Origin of the sequence: Arthrobacter sp. Soil763, from assembly GCF_001428365.1 — a bacterium.
Lineage (GTDB): Bacteria > Actinomycetota > Actinomycetes > Actinomycetales > Micrococcaceae > Arthrobacter.
In genome coordinates this window covers 3,788-21,589 of record NZ_LMSH01000001.1, presented here as the reverse complement: position 1 = coordinate 21,589, position 17,802 = coordinate 3,788, and the positions used below count along the sequence as shown (strand labels likewise).

Annotated in this window: 9 protein-coding genes and 1 rRNA gene; 8 read left to right on the top strand and 2 right to left on the bottom strand. The window is 67.3% G+C overall.

Features of this window, described 5'->3' with window-relative positions; genetic code table 11:
• The first annotated feature begins 51 nt into the window (after positions 1-51).
• Positions 52-1,038, top strand: coding sequence for a 23S rRNA (guanosine(2251)-2'-O)-methyltransferase RlmB (rlmB, locus tag ASG71_RS00060; RefSeq protein WP_056737122.1), 987 nt, complete (start codon positions 52-54; stop codon positions 1,036-1,038).
• A gap of 197 nt (positions 1,039-1,235) precedes the next feature.
• Here rlmB and ASG71_RS00055 read toward each other — a convergent pair whose 3' ends face one another.
• Positions 1,236-2,042 (bottom strand): carbon-nitrogen hydrolase family protein, encoded by an 807-nt coding sequence (locus ASG71_RS00055; protein WP_056735901.1) that lies wholly within the window; start codon positions 2,040-2,042, stop codon positions 1,236-1,238.
• Between the two features lie 111 nt (positions 2,043-2,153).
• On the opposite strand from ASG71_RS00055, the gene glgX reads away from it, so the two are divergent.
• Genes glgX through ASG71_RS00040 form a run of 3 tightly spaced genes read left to right on the top strand, consistent with a single transcriptional unit; the run spans position 2,154 to position 5,139 of the window.
• On the top strand, positions 2,154-4,268 hold the full coding sequence (glgX, locus tag ASG71_RS00050; RefSeq protein ID WP_056735899.1) for a glycogen debranching protein GlgX: 2,115 nt from the start codon (positions 2,154-2,156) through the stop codon (positions 4,266-4,268).
• 19 nt (positions 4,269-4,287) lie between these two features.
• Entirely contained in the window at positions 4,288-4,779 is a 492-nt protein-coding gene (locus ASG71_RS00045; protein WP_056735897.1) for a ribonuclease domain-containing protein, read from the top strand.
• Between the two features lie 6 nt (positions 4,780-4,785).
• Entirely contained in the window at positions 4,786-5,139 is a 354-nt protein-coding gene (locus tag ASG71_RS00040) for a barstar family protein (RefSeq protein WP_056735895.1), read from the top strand.
• 186 nt (positions 5,140-5,325) lie between these two features.
• Here the strand turns inward: ASG71_RS00040 and glgP are convergent, their stop codons facing one another.
• A complete protein-coding gene (gene glgP, locus ASG71_RS00035) occupies positions 5,326-7,944 on the bottom strand; it encodes an alpha-glucan family phosphorylase (protein WP_056735893.1) in 2,619 nt (872 codons plus the stop codon).
• A 140-nt stretch (positions 7,945-8,084) separates the two neighbouring features.
• On the opposite strand from glgP, the gene ASG71_RS00030 reads away from it, so the two are divergent.
• The 4 genes from ASG71_RS00030 (at position 8,085) to ASG71_RS00015 (ending at position 17,736) form a co-directional block, all read left to right on the top strand.
• The gene (locus tag ASG71_RS00030) at positions 8,085-10,157 is read left to right on the top strand and encodes an alpha-1,4-glucan--maltose-1-phosphate maltosyltransferase (RefSeq protein ID WP_056735890.1); all 2,073 of its coding nucleotides are present in this window, start codon (positions 8,085-8,087) and stop codon (positions 10,155-10,157) included.
• Between the two features lie 6 nt (positions 10,158-10,163).
• Positions 10,164-11,960: a maltose alpha-D-glucosyltransferase gene (gene treS, locus ASG71_RS00025; protein ID WP_056735887.1), complete on the top strand. Its 1,797-nt coding sequence runs from the start codon at positions 10,164-10,166 to the stop codon at positions 11,958-11,960.
• A 1-nt stretch (position 11,961) separates the two neighbouring features.
• The gene (locus ASG71_RS00020) at positions 11,962-15,660 is read left to right on the top strand and encodes a 1,4-alpha-glucan branching enzyme (RefSeq protein WP_056735886.1); all 3,699 of its coding nucleotides are present in this window, start codon (positions 11,962-11,964) and stop codon (positions 15,658-15,660) included.
• Positions 15,661-16,212: 552 nt separating this feature from the next.
• Positions 16,213-17,736: ribosomal RNA gene (locus ASG71_RS00015) — 16S ribosomal RNA — on the top strand.
• Positions 17,737-17,802: the final 66 nt, after the last annotated feature.

Below are 17,802 nucleotides of genomic sequence, written 5' to 3'. Positions count from 1 at the left end.
GACTGGAAGTCGGACTTATCCACGAATCGCGTAGTTAAAAGGGTGAAACTCATGGCCAACAACGGTCGCCGCTCGGTCAAACAGAAGAAGGGCCCCACCGTCGGGACCGGCGGTCACGGCCGCAAGGCCCTCGAGGGCAAGGGCCCCACGCCCAAGGCGGAGGACCGGGTCTACCACAAGGCCCACAAGAACAAGCAGCTTGCCGAGCGCTCCGCCGCCAAGCGCGCCCCGGGCGCCCGCAGCGCCGGCGCCCGCTCCGGTCCCAAGGGCCGTGCCACCGAGGAAGTCGTCACCGGCCGTAACTCCGTCGTCGAGGCACTGCGCGCCGGGATCCCGGCCAAGGCCCTGCATGTCGCCATCCGCATCGAGATGGACGACCGGGTCAAGGAGTCGCTGAAGATTGCGGCCGAGCGCGGCATCCCGCTGCTGGAAACCGGCAAGCCGGAACTGGACCGGATGACTGACGACGCCATCCACCAGGGCCTCGTGCTGCAGATCCCGCCGTATGAATACCAGGACGCCTACGAACTGGCCGAGGAAACCGTGGAGGGCTGGAAGAAGGGCCACATCGCCAACGCCCCGCTCTTCGTCGCCCTCGACGGCATCACCGACCCGCGCAACCTCGGCGCGATCATCCGCTCCGTCTCGGCCTTCAGCGGCCACGGCGTCATCGTGCCCGAGCGCCGGTCCGTCGGCGTCACCGCCTCGGCCTGGAAGACCAGTGCCGGCGCCGCCGTCCGCGTCCCCGTGGCCCGCGCCGCGAACCTGAACAACACGCTGAAGGCCTTCAAGAACATGGGCATCTACGTTCTGGGCCTGGACGGCGACGGCGACGTCTCGCTGCCGGACCTGGCGCTGGCCGGGGAACCGGTGTGCATCGTCGTCGGCTCCGAGGGCAAGGGCCTGAGCCGCCTGGTCCGGGAGAACTGCGACCAGATCGTCTCCATCCCGATCGACTCCGCAATGGAATCGCTCAACGCCTCCATGGCCGTCGGCATCTCGCTCTACGAGATCTCCCGCCAGCGCGCCGTCAAATAACCCCCGACGCTCCCTCAGGTTCGGCGGGTTTCCCGGGACGCTCCCTGAGGTTTGACGGGCTTTTCCGGGACGCTCCCTCAGATCCGGTAGCAGCAGTCAAAACGCTCCCTCACATCAAGTGAGGGAGCGTTTTGCTTTTTGGTGCCAAAAGTCAGGGAGCGTCGGGCGGTGGGGTGCCAGACGTGAGGGAGCGTCGGTTAGAACCGGTGGCGGTTGGCGAGGACGGGGAGTTTAGCTCGGGCATCGGCGACCTCGGCGGAGTCCAGATCGGCGAAGAGCAGGCCCGGGGCGCCGTCGAGTTCCTGGAGCACCTCGCCGAAGGGGGAGATGACGGCGGAGTGGCCGACGCCGGTCGGGGCGGAGCCCTTCACCTCGAGGCCCTGGCTGGCCGGGTCGCCCTGCCCGCACGCGAGGACAAACGTAGTGGAATCCGCGGCGCGGGCCCGGGACAGCAGCTTCCACTGCTCAACTTTCCCCGGACCGGCGCCCCAGGACGCGCAGACAATGTTGACCACGGCGCCGCGGTCGGCGTTCTCGGTGAACAGGGCCGGGAACCGCAGGTCGTAGCAGGTCGCCAGCCCCACGGTGACGCCGCCGACGTCGAACGTCACCGGCGCCGTGCCGGCGTCCACGGTGTCCGACTCGGCGAATCCGAACGCGTCAAAGAGGTGGATCTTGTCGTAGCTCGTGTCCACCCCGGGGCCGGTGACCAGCAGCGTGTTGCGGACCTTGGCCCCGCCGGCCCCGGCGGCGCCCGGCGTGAACATCCCGGCCACCACCACGATGCCAAGCTCCGCCGCGAGGGCTCGGACCTGCGACGCCCATGGCCCGTCGAGGGGCTCGGCGATGTCCAGCAGCGAATTGCCGAACGCGCGCATGGTCGCCTCGGGGAAGACCACCAGCTCGGCGCCGCCCGCCTTCGCCTTCCGGGCGTACTCCCGGACCAGGTCCAGGTTCCGCTCCGGCTCGCGGCCGGTAATGATCTGAGCAAGTGCTACGCGCACGGGTTACCTCCAGTCTGGGTCTTCTCCCAGTATGCCGGTGCGCTGCCCGCGGCGCCGTAACCGTCCGCGGCAAGGGAAGCGGGAGCCCTATCCCCGGCTAAGCTATTAGCGATGGTCAAGTCCTTTGCTGAAGCAGCTACCACGGTAGACGCCTCGCGGCCGTTTCCGCTTGGTGTCAGCGTCCCCCGCACGGGTTCCCCGGCGACGGACGATCCTCGGGGTGCCTTCGCGAACGTGGCCGTCTACGCGCCCGGCGTGGCCTCCCTGGATGTCGCCTTCCAGCCCCCTGGCGGCAGCTGGCAGCTGAAAACCCTGCCCAATGTCACCGATGGCGTCCACCACGGCATCGTCGAGGGGCTCCCGGCCGGATCGCGGTACGGCCTGCGCGCCTCGCCCGGGACCGCCGCCCTGCCGCTGTCCGTTCCGACGCTGGATTTCGACGCCGACGGCGAACAGCCGCTGCTGCTGGACCCCTACGGCCGCGGCGTGGACGAACGCGACGGCTTCATTACGAACGTGCGGATGACCGGCGACTTCGACTGGGGTCTGGACCACGTGCCCCGCACCCCGTGGCGCAACACGATCATCTACGAGGCCCACGTCCGCGGCCAGACCATGCTGCACCCGGACATCCCCGAGCACCTCCAGGGCACCTACGCCGGCATGGCGCACCCGGCCATGGTCGAGCACCTCATTTCGCTGGGCATCACGGCCGTCCAGCTGCTGCCGGTCCACTTCCACATCGACGAACAGCACCTGCAGAACCTCGGGCTGCCGAACTACTGGGGCTATAACACCGCCGCGTTCTTCGCCCCGCACCCCGGCTACGCCACCCAGGCCGCCCGCGACGCCGGCCCCCAAGCGGTGCAGGACGAGTTCAAGGGCATGGTGAAGCTGCTGCACGCCGCGGGGCTCGAGGTGATCCTCGATGTCGTCTACAACCACACCGCCGAGGGCGGCTCCGACGGCCCGACGCTGAGCTTCCGCGGCCTGGGCGACCAGCAGTACTACCGCCACGACGGCCACGGGAAGTACGTGGACACCACCGGTTGCGGCAATTCGCTGAACTTCGGCGAACCGCGCGTGGTTCAGCTGGTGCTCGATTCCCTGCGCTACTGGGTCAATGAGTTCCATATCGACGGGTTCCGCTTCGACCTCGCCGTCACGCTGTGCCGCAACGCCAACAACGAGTTCGACCCGCGGCACCCGTTCCTGGTGGCCGTCGCCGCGGACCCGGTCCTTTCGGAGACCAAGCTCATCGCCGAGCCGTGGGACATCGGCTACGGGGGCTGGCAGACCGGCCGCTTTCCCGCGGGCTGGGTGGACTGGAACGACCATTTCCGCGATGCCGTCCGCACCTTCTGGCTTGCGGACAGGGCCGCGATCGACGCGGGCGGCCAGGGCGGGTCGGTGGCGCGGCTCGCGGACGCGCTGTCCGGGTCGGCCAGCCTCTTCGAACCCTCCGGCCGGAGCCGGCTGGCCTCGGTCAATTTCATCACCGCGCACGACGGCTTCACCCTGGCCGACCTGGTGGCCTACGACCGCAAGCACAACGAGGCGAACGGGGAACAGAACCGCGACGGCCACGGCGACAACCGCAGCTACAACCACGGCTTCGAGGGCCGCACCGAGGACGAGGAAATCCTCGCCCGGCGCGCCCAGACCAGCCGCAACCTGATGGCCTCGCTGATGATCTCCCAGGGCGTGCCCATGATTACTGCCGGGGACGAGGTGGGCCGCAGCCAGCAGGGAAACAACAACGCCTACTGCCAGGACAACCCCATCACCTGGATCGACTGGACCAGCACCCCGGAATCCCACGGCATGCTGCGCACCACCAAACGCGTGATCCGGCTCCGTAAGGAATTCCTGGCCGCCCAGCCGCACGATTACCCGGCCCGGGACCGGCAGTCCTACTTCCACTGGTTCGACGCGGACGGCGCCCCCATGTCCGGGGAACGCTGGCAGGACCCGGGCCACCGGGTGGTCCAGCTCCTGCTGGGCTCCGACGACGGGCGCATCGACGGGCTCGTGGTGGTCAACGGCGGCGCCGACGACGTCAAGGTCACCCTTCCGCTCATCCCCGCGGACGACGGCGGCGCGCACCGGCTGTACGAGCTGCGGCTGACCACCTCGGAACTGCATGACCGCCGCCAGGGTGTCCGCATCGCCGCCGGGGAGCGGGACGTGGTCCAGGCCAACAGCATCAACATCTACCGCGTTTAGCGGCCCGGAAGGACCACGCATGAAGACCCGAGGGCTCCTCGCGACGCTCGCCGCGCTGCTGGGGCTGGTGGTCCTGGTGTTCGTCCTGGGCGGTCTGCCCCAGGCCGGGACCGGCCCGTCGCCCGCAAGCCCGGCGACCACCAGCAGCCCCGTTGCCGGCAGCCCGACCGCCCGCACAGCCGCGCCGACAACCGCACCGCGGGCCCCGGGCGTCGCCAACCCGTCCGGATTGCCGGAGATCAAGGCGTCGGCACTGCCGTCCGAGGCCCGGCGGGTCCTGGTCCTCATCGCCCGCGGCGGACCGTACCCGTATGCCCGGGACAACGCCGTGTTCAGCAACTTCGAGCGTATTCTGCCGCGGAAATCCTCCGGCTATTACCGCGAATTCACCGTCCCGACACCGGGGGAGTCGGACCGCGGCGCGCGCCGGATCGTCACGGGCGCCGGCGGCGAAAAGTACTACACCGCCGATCATTACAATTCGTTCAAATTCATCGCCGAAGGCAAGTAGGGACCCATGAAAATATTCGCCGCTGACACCTGGACGCTCGAGGAACTGCGCGACCAGGCGCACGACGCCGGCCGCCGCGTCCTGATAATTCCGGCCGCCGAATCAAAAAAGTCGGTCCTGGCCGCCTTCGGCGATGTTCTGGAGTTCCCGGAACACTACGGCATCAACCTCGACGCCCTGAACGACGCCCTGCACGACTTCGCCGATGCCGCAGCCGACGACGGACGGCCGGCCACCGTCATCTGGCAGGTCCCGCCCACCTTCCGCAGCGACCGCGCCTTCGGCCTCATCTGCGAAATCCTCCAAGACGCCGAAAGCTACGCCGGCACAGACCTGACCGTCATCACAGTCTGCCTCTAACCCCAAGACCTCCGACGGCTCCGCGAACAGGCCATCCGGAAGCGTGCGTCTAAGCTGGGCCCCCGCCGTCAGGGTTCCCTGGCCGAGCTTGCGAGGTTAGGGAGACGGTGGGGAGGAACGAGCGAGCACGCGGAGCATGGCCGCTTCGCGGCGTCACCAAAACGACGGAGCAAACGCCGGTCAGGCTCAGGCGTTGACGATCAGGCCCAGTTCGGCCTTCGACGCCAACCCCTCGTGCTTCGGCAGCACCCGGACGGTGTAGCCGAAGGAGCCGGAGCGGTCGATCACCAGGGTGCCGCTGAAGAGGTACCGGCCCTTGCCCAGGTCCTCGACGTTCTTCAACTCCAGCACGGTCACATCGGTCAGTTCGTCGCTGTCCTCGGCCCGGCCGAACGCCACCTCCACGGCCACGTCCTCGGGCGGCAGCTCGTGCAGCGCCACGTAGGCGTTCACCTGCAGGTCGTCGCCGATCTGCGGGTCCTCCGAGACGCCCACGGAGTCCACGTGCTCCACCTGGATCTGGGGCCACGCCGCGCGGACCCGGGCGCACCAGGCGGCCAAGGCCTTGGCTTCGGCATAGTTGCCGGCGGAGGCGTGCCGTCCGGCCTCGGCGGCGGGCCGGTAGAGAACGTTGACGTAGTCCTTCAACATCCGGTCCGCGGACACGGCCGGGCCAAGGTGCGCCATGGTGTGCTTGATCATCGAGACCCAGTGCGTGGGGACGGTCTGCGGCCCGGACTCCGAGGGCCCCGCGGCGCCGGCGCCGTCGGAGACCGTGAGGCCGTAGAACTTCGGCGCCACCTGGGTTTCCAGCAGCTCGTACAGCGCCGCGGCCTCAATGTCGTCGCGCTCTTCGGAGGAGGCGTCGTTGTTGGCCGTCGGGATCGCCCAGCCGTTCTCGCCGTCGTACATCTCATCCCACCAGCCGTCCAGCACCGAGAGGTTCAGCGACCCGTTCAGGGCCGCCTTCATCCCCGAGGTTCCGCAGGCCTCCAGCGGGCGGAGCGGGTTGTTCAGCCAGACGTCGCAGCCCGGGAAGAGGGTCCGCGCCATGGCGATGTCGTAGTTGGGCAGGAACGCGATCCGGTGCCGGACCGCCGGGTCGTCGGTGAACCGGACCAGGTCCTGGATCATCTTCTTGCCGGCGTCGTCCGCCGGGTGGGACTTGCCGGCGATCACCAGCTGGATCGGGTGGGTCTTGTGCAGCAGCAGGGCCCGGAGCCGTTCCGGGTCGCGCAGCATCAGCGTCAGGCGCTTGTAGGTCGGCACCCGGCGGGCGAAGCCGATGGTCAGGACGTCCGGGTCGAGGACCGAATCCGTCCAGGACAGCTCGGCGTCGGCCGCGCCGCGCTTCTTCCATGCGGCCCGGAGCCGGCGCCGGACGTCCTCAACCAAAGACAGGCGCATCTCGCGGCGGAGCGCCCAGATGGCCTCGTCGCTGACGTTATAGGCCAGGTCCCAGCGGCCCTCGGTCTCGGCGTCGGAACCGAACTGTCCGCGCGCCAGCTGGGAGACCCGGGGATCAACCCAGGTGGGCACGTGCACGCCGTTGGTGACCGAGGTGATGGGCACCTCGGAGTGGTCGAACCCGGGCCAGAGCGCGGAGAACATGCCGCGGGAGACAACGCCGTGCAGCTTGGCGACGCCGTTGGCCCGCTGCGCCAGCCGCAGCCCCATCACCGCCATGTTGAATACGAACGGATTGCCGTCCGCGAAGTCTTCCCGGCCCAGGTCCAGGATCTTCGCGACCGGCACATCCGGGGCCAGCCCGGCGGTGAAGAAATGCTCGATCTGGGAGGTCTCGAAGCGGTCGATGCCGGCCGGGACCGGGGTGTGGGTGGTGAACACGGTGGACGCGCGTCCCGCCGTCAGCGCCTCCTCCCAGCTGAGCGGGTTCTCCCCGGACATCAGTTCCTGGATGCGCTCGACGCCGAGGAAGCCGGCGTGGCCCTCGTTGGTGTGGAACACCTCCGGCGCCGGGACGCCGGCCAGCCGCTGGAAGGCCCGCAGCGCTTTCACCCCGCCCATGCCCAGCAGGAGCTCCTGCTGCAGCCGGTGGTCGCCGCCGCCGCCGTACAGCCGGTCGGTGATGCCGCGCGCGGCGTCGTCGTTGCCCGCGACGTTGGAGTCCAACAGCAGCAGCGGGACGCGCCCGACGTCGGCCCGCCAGACGTGCGCCAGCAGGCGCCGGCCGTGGGGGAGCGGCAGGGAAATCTGCACGGGACGGCCGTTCCCGTCCGGGGACGGCTCGCGGAGCAGGGTCAGCGGGAGGCCGTCGGGGTCCAGGACCGGATAGGTCTCCTGCTGCCAGGCATCGCGGGACAGAGATTGTTTGAAATAGCCGGCCTGGTAGAGCAGCCCGACGCCGATCAGCGGTACGCCGAGGTCGGAGGCCGCCTTCAGGTGATCGCCGGCGAGGATGCCGAGCCCGCCGGAGTACTGCGGCAGCACCTCCGTGATGCCGAACTCGGGGGAGAAATAGGCGATGCACCGGGGCGCGTCCTCGCCCAGGCTCTGGTACCAGCGGGGCTCCTCCAGGTACCGGTCCAGCTCGTCGGCGGCGGCGTGGACGCGGCGCACCACGTCCTGGTCCGCTGCGAGCCGCTGCAGCTCCTCGCGGCTGACCAGGCCGAGGAAGGTCACCGGGTCCTGCGCGCTTTCGGCCCAGACGGCCGGGTTCAGCTGCTCGAACAGTTCCCGCGTCGGCAGGTGCCACGACCAGCGAAGGTTGGTGGCGAGCCGCGCCAGGGGTCGGATCGATTCGGGAAGAACGGTTCGGACGGTAAATCTGCGGATAGCCTTCACGAGCGAAACACTAACGGACAACTCAGGGCCCCGGAACCGCTTTGGCTTTCTTTCCGGTAAATGTCGGAAGGACCTCAGGATTGGCCCAAAAAACTGCGTGACCTTAGCATTCTGTGCGATTTGTAGATAACGTCGAGGCTGTGACGACTAACTCGCGAACCAGTGCCGTATCCAAGCAAAAGCCGAAGGCCCTGATCACGGAGGGCCTCAAATTCGGCAGATTTCCCATCACCGCGGTGCAGCCCGCGGTCGAGGACGGAAAATTCCCCGCCAAGGCAGTCGTCGGCGAGAGCATCGTCGTCGGGGCCACCGCGTTCCGTGAGGGCCACGACATGCTCGGCGTCAGCGCGGTGCTCCTGGACCCGCGCGGCAAGGAACGCCAGCGGATCCGGCTCGCACCCCCGCGCGGTGACCGCGGCATGGGAACCGACCGCTGGGAAGGCCAGCTCACCCCGTCCGGGACCGGCAAGTGGTCCTTCGTCATCGAAGCCTGGCACGACCGTTACGGCACCTGGCACCACAACGCCGAGGTGAAGATCGAAGCGGGCATCGACGTCGACCTGATGCTCGCCGAGGGCGCCGCCCTGCTGACCGAGGCGTCGGAAGACACCACCCGGCCCTCCGCGGACCGGCGGACCCTGCGGATCGCCGTCGTCGGGCTCTCCGACGCCTCCAAGACGCCCGAGGAACGCCTCGCCGCCGGCTTCAGCGCCGAGGTCGCCGCCGTCGTCGCCCGGCAGCCGATCCGTGAACTGGTGACCGCCACGGAACCCTATCCGCTGCTGGTGGAGCGCGAACTGGCCGGCCGGGGTGCCTGGTACGAATTCTTCCCCCGCTCCGAGGGTGCCGTCCGCAACCACGAGACCGGCGAGTGGACCTCCGGAACGTTCCGCACCGCCGCCAAGCGCCTCGACGCCGTCGCCGCGATGGGCTTCGACATCATCTACATGCCCCCGATCCACCCGATCGGCACCCAGCACCGCAAGGGCCCGAACAACACCCTGCTGGCCGGCCCGCACGACCCCGGCTCGCCCTGGGCGATCGGCGCCAAGGAGGGCGGCCACGACGCCATCCACCCGGACCTGGGCACCTTCGAGGACTTCGACGCTTTCGTGGCCCGCGCCGGCGAACTCGGCCTCGAGGTGGCCCTGGACCTGGCCCTGCAGGCCGCCCCGGACCACCCCTGGGTGCAGAGCCACCCCGAATGGTTCACCACCCGGGTGGACGGCAGCATCGCGTACGCCGAAAACCCGCCGAAGAAGTACCAGGACATCTTCCCGCTGAACTTCGACAACGACCCGGCGGGTCTGTCCAACGAGATCCTGCGGATCGTCCTGCTCTGGGTCAGCCACGGCGTCAAGGTCTTCCGCGTCGACAACCCGCACACCAAGCCGGTGTGGTTCTGGGAATGGCTGATCGCGAAGGTGAACAAGAAGCACCCCGACGTCGTGTTCCTCGCCGAGGCGTTCACCCGGCCGGCCATGATGCACGCGCTCGGCCGGGCCGGGTTCCAGCAGTCCTACACCTACTTCACCTGGCGGAACACCAAGAAGGAGCTGGAGGAGTACTTCCAGGAGGTCAGCCACGAATCGCCGGCCTACTTCCGGCCCAACTTCTTCGTCAACACCCCGGACATCCTCACCGAATACCTCCAGTTCGGTGGCCCGGCCGCGTTCAAGATCCGCGCCACGCTCGCGGCGACGGCCAGCCCGATCTGGGGCGTGTACGCCGGCTACGAACTCTACGAGCACGTCGCCCGGCCCGGGGCCGAGGAGTACATCGACAACGAGAAGTTCGAATACAAGGCCCGCGATTGGGATGCCGCGGCCGAATCCGGCCGCACTCTCGCCCCGTACCTGACCCGGCTGAACGAGATCCGGCGCGCCCACCCGGCCCTCGGCGACCTGCAGAACCTCACGCTGCACCAGAGCACCGACGACGCCACCGTGGTGTATTCCAAGCACAAGACCCTGCCGGACGGCTCCAAGGACACCGTGATCATCGTGGTGAACGTGGATCCGCACAGCACCCGGGAGAGCACGGTGTCCCTGGACCTGCCCGCCCTGCATCTGGACCCGGCGGACCTGACGCACAACGGCGGTTTCATCGTCGATGACCTGCTCACCGGCGAAAGCTGGGAGTGGGGCGAGTACAACTACGTCCGCCTCGATGCGCACGTCGAGCCCGCCCACATCCTGAGCATCCGGAGGTAGCAGCCAGTGAGTTTCAGCCCGAGCAACCCCAGCCATCACTTCACCCCGAAGGGCACCTTCGAATTGAATGCCCCCGGGCTCCAGCACGACCCGCACTGGTACCGCAAGGCGGTGTTCTACGAGGTGCTGGTCCGCGGCTTCGCGGACGGAAACGGTGACGGCTCCGGCGACTTCCACGGCCTGATCGAAAAGCTGGACTACCTGCAGTGGCTCGGCGTCGACTGCCTCTGGCTGCCGCCCTTCTTCCAGTCCCCGCTGCGCGACGGCGGCTACGACATCTCCGACTACAACTCGGTGCTGGACGAATTCGGCACGATCAGCGACTTCAAGCGGCTCGTCGCCGAAGCGCACGCCCGGGGCGTCCGCGTCATCATCGACCTGCCGCTGAACCACACCTCGGACCAGCACCCCTGGTTCCAGGAGTCCCGCAAGGACCCGGACGGCCCGTTCGGCGACTTCTATGTCTGGAGCGACACGGACGAGAAGTATCAGGACGCCCGCATCATCTTCGTGGACACCGAGGAATCCAACTGGACCTTCGACCCGATCCGCCGCCAGTTCTTCTGGCACCGCTTCTTCAGCCACCAGCCCGACCTGAACTTCGAGAATCCGAAGGTGATCGACGCCCTGTTCGACGTCGTGCGGTTCTGGCTGGACCAGGGCATCGACGGTTTCCGTGCCGACGCCATCCCGTACCTGTACGAGGAGGAAGGCACCAACTGCGAGAACCTGCCCGCGACGCACGAGTTCCTGCGCCAGCTGCGGAAGATGGTCGACGAGAGCTACCCGGGCCGCGTCATCATCGCCGAAGCCAACCAGCCCCCGGTCGAGGTCGTGGAGTACTTCGGCACCGAGGAAGAGCCGGAATGCCACATGGCCTTCCACTTCCCGATCATGCCGCGGCTTTACTACGCCCTGCGTGACCAGAAGGCCGCGCCCATCATCGAGACGATGAAGGACACCCCTGCCATCCCCGAAGGGGCCCAGTGGGGGACGTTCCTGCGCAACCATGACGAGCTGACCTTGGAGATGGTCACCGCCGACGAGCGCGCCGCGATGCTCGGCTGGTACGCGCCGGACCCGCGCATGCGGGCCAACATCGGCATCCGCCGCCGGCTGGCGCCGCTGCTGGATAACTCGCGGTCGGAGATCGAACTGATCAACGCCCTGCTGCTCTCGCTGCCGGGCAGCCCGTTCCTGTACTACGGCGACGAGATCGGCATGGGCGACAACATCTGGCTCGAGGACCGCGATGCGGTCCGCACGCCGATGCAGTGGAACCCGGACCGCAACGCCGGGTTCTCCAACGCCGACCCGGGCAAGCTCTACCTCCCGGTCATCCAGTCGCTGGTCTACAACTACAGCATGGCCAACGTCGAGGCCGAGGCCGCCCACTCGGGGTCGCTGCTGCGCTGGACCCGGCAAATCCTCAGCGTGCGCAAGAACCACCCGGCGTTCGGGCTCGGTTCCTTCCAGCACGTCGAGGCGGACCACGACGTCGTCCTGGCCTACCTGCGCGAACTGCCGGCAGGCAACGCCGCAGGGGAGGAGCCGGAGACCATCCTGTGCGCGTTCAACCTCTCCCAGCACCCGGTGGCCACCACGCTGCGGGTCCCGCAGTACGCCGGCCGCGGGCTGCGCGACGTCTTCGGCGGGCAGCCGTTCCCCGGCATCGCCGACGACGGCACCCTCACCCTGACCCTGGGCAGCCACGACTTCTTCTGGCTGCGCGTCCGCTCGGCCGGCTCCAACCCGGCCTCCCCGCACACCCAGGCGATGCCTATCCTGTCCATCGAAGGCTGAAATGACCCGACCGAACCTTTCCCCCGCGCTGGATTCCCTGCTGCGCAGCTGGCTGCCGCGGCAACGCTGGTTCCCCGTCAAGAGCGCCCACTTCAGCTTCGAGCCCGTGGGCCTGGTGCAGCTGGGCGGGGCGCCGGACACCGGTGCGCGTCTGGAGGTCCTGCTCCTGGCGGTGACCTACCCGACCGCCGACGGCAGCCGCACCGACGTCGTGCAGATCCCGCTCAGCGCCCGCACCCTGCCGATCGCCGGGGCGGGCGCGGCCCTGCTCGGGGAGATCCCGGCGGACGGCTCGGACGGGGCGCACGGCTGGATCTACGACGGCGTCCACGACCCGGCGTTCATCGCGGCCTGGCTTGAGCTCATGCGCACCGGCGGCTCCACCGCCGACGCCGCGGCGAGCGGGCACTTGGTGCCCTCCGGCTACCGGCTGCCCTTCGCGACCGGCAAGGTCCGGGTGCTCTCCGGTGAGCAGTCCAACAGTTCGGTGATTGTCGACGACGGCGACTCCGCGGCGATCCTGAAGTTCTTCCGGGTGCTCTCCGAGGGGCAGAACCCCGAGGTCGAGATCGGTGCCGCGCTGACCTCCGGCCGCACCGCGGAGGTCCCGGCAACCCTCGGCTGGGTCACCGGCGAGTGGACCGGACCGGACAGCGGGGGAGCCGGGCAGACCGCGCGCGGCGAGCTCGCCGTCGCGCACGAGTTCCTGGCCGGCGGGCTGGACGCCTGGCGCCTCGCCGTCGACGCGGCCAGCACCGGCACCGATTTCACCGCCGAGGCGCGGGCCCTGGGCGCCGCGACCGCCACCGTCCACCGCCGCCTCGCCGAGGCCCTGGGCACCGCCGAGGAGGCCGTCCCGGGCCGGGACATCGCCTCCGGCGTCGCCCAGCGTGTCCGCCAGTCCTGGGCGGAGGCCGGCGCCGCCGTCGGGCCGTTTGACGCCGAACTCGACGCGCTGCTCGCCCGGCTCAAAGGCAGCGGGGCGGGGCCGCTGCAGCGGATCCACGGTGACCTGCACCTGGGCCAGATCCTGCAGGTCCCCGGCGCTCCCGGGGCGCCCGCCCGCTGGGCCATCCTCGACTTCGAGGGGGAGCCGCTGCGGCCGATCTCCGAACGCAACTTCCCCGACGTGCCGCTGCGCGACGTCGTCGGCATGCTCCGGTCCTTCGACTACGCCGCCGGCGCGGCGGTCCGCGAACACAGCGGCACGGCGTCCCCGGCGGCCGCGGCCGCGGTGGTCCCCGCAGGCTGGGTGGACGACTGCGCGGAGGCCTTCCTGGCCGGCTACGCGGAAGTCACCCCCGGCACGATCGACCGCGACTCGCCGCTCTTCGTGGCCCTGTGGCTGGACAAAGCCCTTTACGAAGTTGTTTACGAACTACGGAACCGGCCGGACTGGCTCGCCATCCCGGTGAATGCGTCCCGTCGTCTCCTCGGCAGTACAGACTCCGGCGTTCCTGCCGAAGCCGCACCGGAAGGTAACAAAATGACAGGATCAGCACGTACCGATCGACCCGGAGCCCCGCTTCCCGTCGACGGAGCCACCCTCGGCCGCATCGCCGCAGGGGAACACCACGCGCCGCACTCGGTCCTCGGCGCCCACCTGGACGACTACGGCCATGTCACCATCCGCACCGTCAAGCACCTCGCCGAAGCCGTCTCGGTCGCCACCTCCGCCGGCACCGTCCCGATGACCCACGAAGCCCACGGCGTCTGGGTCGCCGTGCTGGAACCGGTGGAGTCGGGACACGTCCCCGACTACCGGCTCGAGGTCAGCTACGAGGGGCAGGCGCCGCAGCGCGCCGACGACCCCTACCGCTACCTGCCCACGGTCGGTGAAATCGACCTGCACCTGATCGGCGAGGGACGCCACGAGCGCCTCTGGGATGTGCTGGGCGCGCACGTGCGGCACTACAAGTCATCCCTCGGCGACGTCGACGGCGTGTCCTTCGCCGTCTGGGCCCCGAACGCGCAGGCCGTCCGGATCAAGGGCGACTTCAACGGCTGGGACGGCCGGGAATTCTCGATGCGCTCCCTCGGCTCCTCCGGGGTCTGGGAACTGTTCATCCCCGGGGTTGTAGCAGGGGCGTGCTACAAATTTGAGATCCGGACCCGGCAGGGCCACTGGGTGGAAAAGGCCGACCCGCTGGCGTTCGGCACCGAAGTTCCGCCGCTGACCGCCTCCCGGGTGGTGGAACCCTCCTACGCCTTCAAAGACGCCGAATGGATGCAGGCGCGGGAGGCTCGGGATCCGCACAACGCCCCGATGAGCGTCTACGAGGTCCACCTCGGATCCTGGCGGCTTGGCCTTGACTACCGCCAACTGGCCAAGGAACTGGTCGAGTACGTGAAGTGGCTCGGCTTCAGCCATGTCGAATTCATGCCGGTCGCGGAGCATCCGTTCGGCGGCTCCTGGGGCTACCAGGTCACCTCCTACTTCGCGCCGACCTCCCGCTTCGGGCATCCCGACGAATTCCGGTACCTGGTGGACGAGCTGCACCAGGCCGGGATCGGCGTGTTGCTGGACTGGGTGCCGGCACACTTCCCGAAGGACGCCTGGGCCCTGGCCCAGTTCGACGGCGAACCGCTGTACGAGCACTCCGACCCGGCCCTGGGCGAGCACCCCGACTGGGGCACGCTGATCTTCGACTTCGGCCGCCGCGAGGTGCGCAACTTCCTGGTCGCCAACGCCCTGTACTGGCTCGAGGAGTTCCACATCGACGGGCTGCGCGTTGATGCGGTCGCCTCGATGCTGTACCTGGACTACTCCCGCGAGGAGGGCCAGTGGCGGCCCAACCGCTTCGGCGGCCGCGAAAACCTCGAGGCGATCTCCTTCCTGCAGGAGGTCAACGCCACGGTCTACAAGACGCACCCCGGCGCGGTCATGATCGCCGAGGAGTCCACCGCGTTCCCCGGGGTCACCGCGCCCACCAGCCAGGGCGGCCTGGGCTTCGGGATCAAGTGGAACATGGGCTGGATGCACGATTCGCTCAAGTACATGGCCGAGGACCCGTACAACCGCAAATGGCACCACGGCACCATCACCTTCTCGATGGTCTACGCCTACACGGAGAACTTCCTGCTGCCGATCAGCCACGATGAGGTTGTCCATGGCAAGGGATCGATGCTGCGCAAGATGCCCGGGGACCGGTGGCAGCAGCTGGCGAACCTGCGGGCGTTCCTCGGCTACCAGTGGGCGCACCCGGGCAAGCAGCTCATTTTCATGGGCACCGAGTTCGGCCAGGAAGCCGAATGGTCCGAACAATACGGCCTGGACTGGTGGCTGGCGGACATCCCCGCCCACCGCGGCGTGCAGCTGCTGACCAAGGACCTGAACGAGCTGTACCGCTCCACCCCGGCCCTGTACGAGCGGGACAACGATCCCGACGGCTTCCAGTGGATCAACGGCGGCGATGCGGACCGCAACGTCCTCAGCTTCATCCGCCGCGGTGCGGACGGTGATGAACTGGTGTGCGTGTTCAACTTCTCCGGCGCCCCGCACCATGACTTCCGGCTCGGTGTGCCGGCCGCCGGTGCGTGGCAGGAAGTGCTGAACACCGACGACCCCGCGTACGGCGGCTCTGGCGTACTGAACGGCGGCACGCTGACAGCGTCCGACGGCGGTGTGGACGGCCAGCCCGCCATGCTAACCGTGACGCTGCCCCCGCTCGGCGCAGCCTACTTCAGGGCCGCCGACTAACCGCCGGCCGCTCCGGAAGGGCCCGGAATCCGCGCGGTTCCGGGCCTTTTCGCTGCCCGGCCGGGGTCCAGACTTCTCTCCAAGAGGGCCCCGCACCAGGGCGGCTTTGTCACCGCGGCCGAGTGGTGGTACAGTTTATTTCCGCGCTGCTCCCCGGAGATGATCCGCTGAAAAGACAAAAAGCCTCTCGAAGACTGAGTCGAAAACGCTGATTTGACTAGGGCGAAGCGCGCGGGTAAGTTTGAMAAGTTGCTCCGGAGCGAGCCGGGACCCCTTGGTTGGGTTGTGGTGGTGCCGGGTGTGTCTGTTGTTTGAGAACTCAATAGTGTGCCAAGTTTGTTGATACCAATTGTTTTATTGATTGGTTGTTTTGGCTGTGTTGTCCACCCCGTGGATGGCATGGTTTTTACAGCTGGTTTCAAATTTTGTGCAGYGCTTYGTTCCCGTTTTCCCGGGTGCGGGTGCTGTGTCTGTTTGTTTTCAACGGAGAGTTTGATCCTGGCTCAGGATGAACGCTGGCGGCGTGCTTAACACATGCAAGTCTGTTTGTTTTCAACGGAGAGTTTGATCCTGGCTCAGGATGAACGCTGGCGGCGTGCTTAACACATGCAAGTCGAACGATGATCCGGTGCTTGCACCGGGGATTAGTGGCGAACGGGTGAGTAACACGTGAGTAACCTGCCCTTAACTCTGGGATAAGCCTGGGAAACTGGGTCTAATACCGGATATGACTCCTCATCGCATGGTGGGGGGTGGAAAGCTTTTGTGGTTTTGGATGGACTCGCGGCCTATCAGCTTGTTGGTGAGGTAATGGCTCACCAAGGCGACGACGGGTAGCCGGCCTGAGAGGGTGACCGGCCACACTGGGACTGAGACACGGCCCAGACTCCTACGGGAGGCAGCAGTGGGGAATATTGCACAATGGGCGGAAGCCTGATGCAGCGACGCCGCGTGAGGGATGACGGCCTTCGGGTTGTAAACCTCTTTCAGTAGGGAAGAAGCGAAAGTGACGGTACCTGCAGAAGAAGCGCCGGCTAACTACGTGCCAGCAGCCGCGGTAATACGTAGGGCGCAAGCGTTATCCGGAATTATTGGGCGTAAAGAGCTCGTAGGCGGTTTGTCGCGTCTGCCGTGAAAGTCCGGGGCTCAACTCCGGATCTGCGGTGGGTACGGGCAGACTAGAGTGATGTAGGGGAGACTGGAATTCCTGGTGTAGCGGTGAAATGCGCAGATATCAGGAGGAACACCGATGGCGAAGGCAGGTCTCTGGGCATTAACTGACGCTGAGGAGCGAAAGCATGGGGAGCGAACAGGATTAGATACCCTGGTAGTCCATGCCGTAAACGTTGGGCACTAGGTGTGGGGGACATTCCACGTTTTCCGCGCCGTAGCTAACGCATTAAGTGCCCCGCCTGGGGAGTACGGCCGCAAGGCTAAAACTCAAAGGAATTGACGGGGGCCCGCACAAGCGGCGGAGCATGCGGATTAATTCGATGCAACGCGAAGAACCTTACCAAGGCTTGACATGAACCGGTAAGACCTGGAAACAGGTCCCCCACTTGTGGCCGGTTTACAGGTGGTGCATGGTTGTCGTCAGCTCGTGTCGTGAGATGTTGGGTTAAGTCCCGCAACGAGCGCAACCCTCGTTCCATGTTGCCAGCGCGTTATGGCGGGGACTCATGGGAGACTGCCGGGGTCAACTCGGAGGAAGGTGGGGACGACGTCAAATCATCATGCCCCTTATGTCTTGGGCTTCACGCATGCTACAATGGCCGGTACAAAGGGTTGCGATACTGTGAGGTGGAGCTAATCCCAAAAAGCCGGTCTCAGTTCGGATTGGGGTCTGCAACTCGACCCCATGAAGTCGGAGTCGCTAGTAATCGCAGATCAGCAACGCTGCGGTGAATACGTTCCCGGGCCTTGTACACACCGCCCGTCAAGTCACGAAAGTTGGTAACACCCGAAGCCGGTGGCCTAACCCCTTGTGGGAGGGAGCTGTCGAAGGTGGGACTGGCGATTGGGACTAAGTCGTAACAAGGTAGCCGTACCGGAAGGTGCGGCTGGATCACCTCCTTTCTAAGGAGCACCTACAACAACCCYGCCAAGCCYGWGTGTTTGTGTGGTGGTGTTGTCAGGAGTACG

What these genes read in the sequence shown, in the direction of transcription:
- ASG71_RS00045 (WP_056735897.1), top strand. Translation starts at nt 4,288, where the DNA reads ATGAAGACCCGAGGGCTCCTCGCGACGCTCGCCGCGCTGCTGGGGCTG.
- rlmB (WP_056737122.1), top strand. Translation starts at nt 52, where the DNA reads ATGGCCAACAACGGTCGCCGCTCGGTCAAACAGAAGAAGGGCCCCACC.
- ASG71_RS00020 (WP_056735886.1), top strand. Translation starts at nt 11,962, where the DNA reads ATGACCCGACCGAACCTTTCCCCCGCGCTGGATTCCCTGCTGCGCAGC.
- ASG71_RS00040 (WP_056735895.1), top strand. Translation starts at nt 4,786, where the DNA reads ATGAAAATATTCGCCGCTGACACCTGGACGCTCGAGGAACTGCGCGAC.
- glgX (WP_056735899.1), top strand. Translation starts at nt 2,154, where the DNA reads ATGGTCAAGTCCTTTGCTGAAGCAGCTACCACGGTAGACGCCTCGCGG.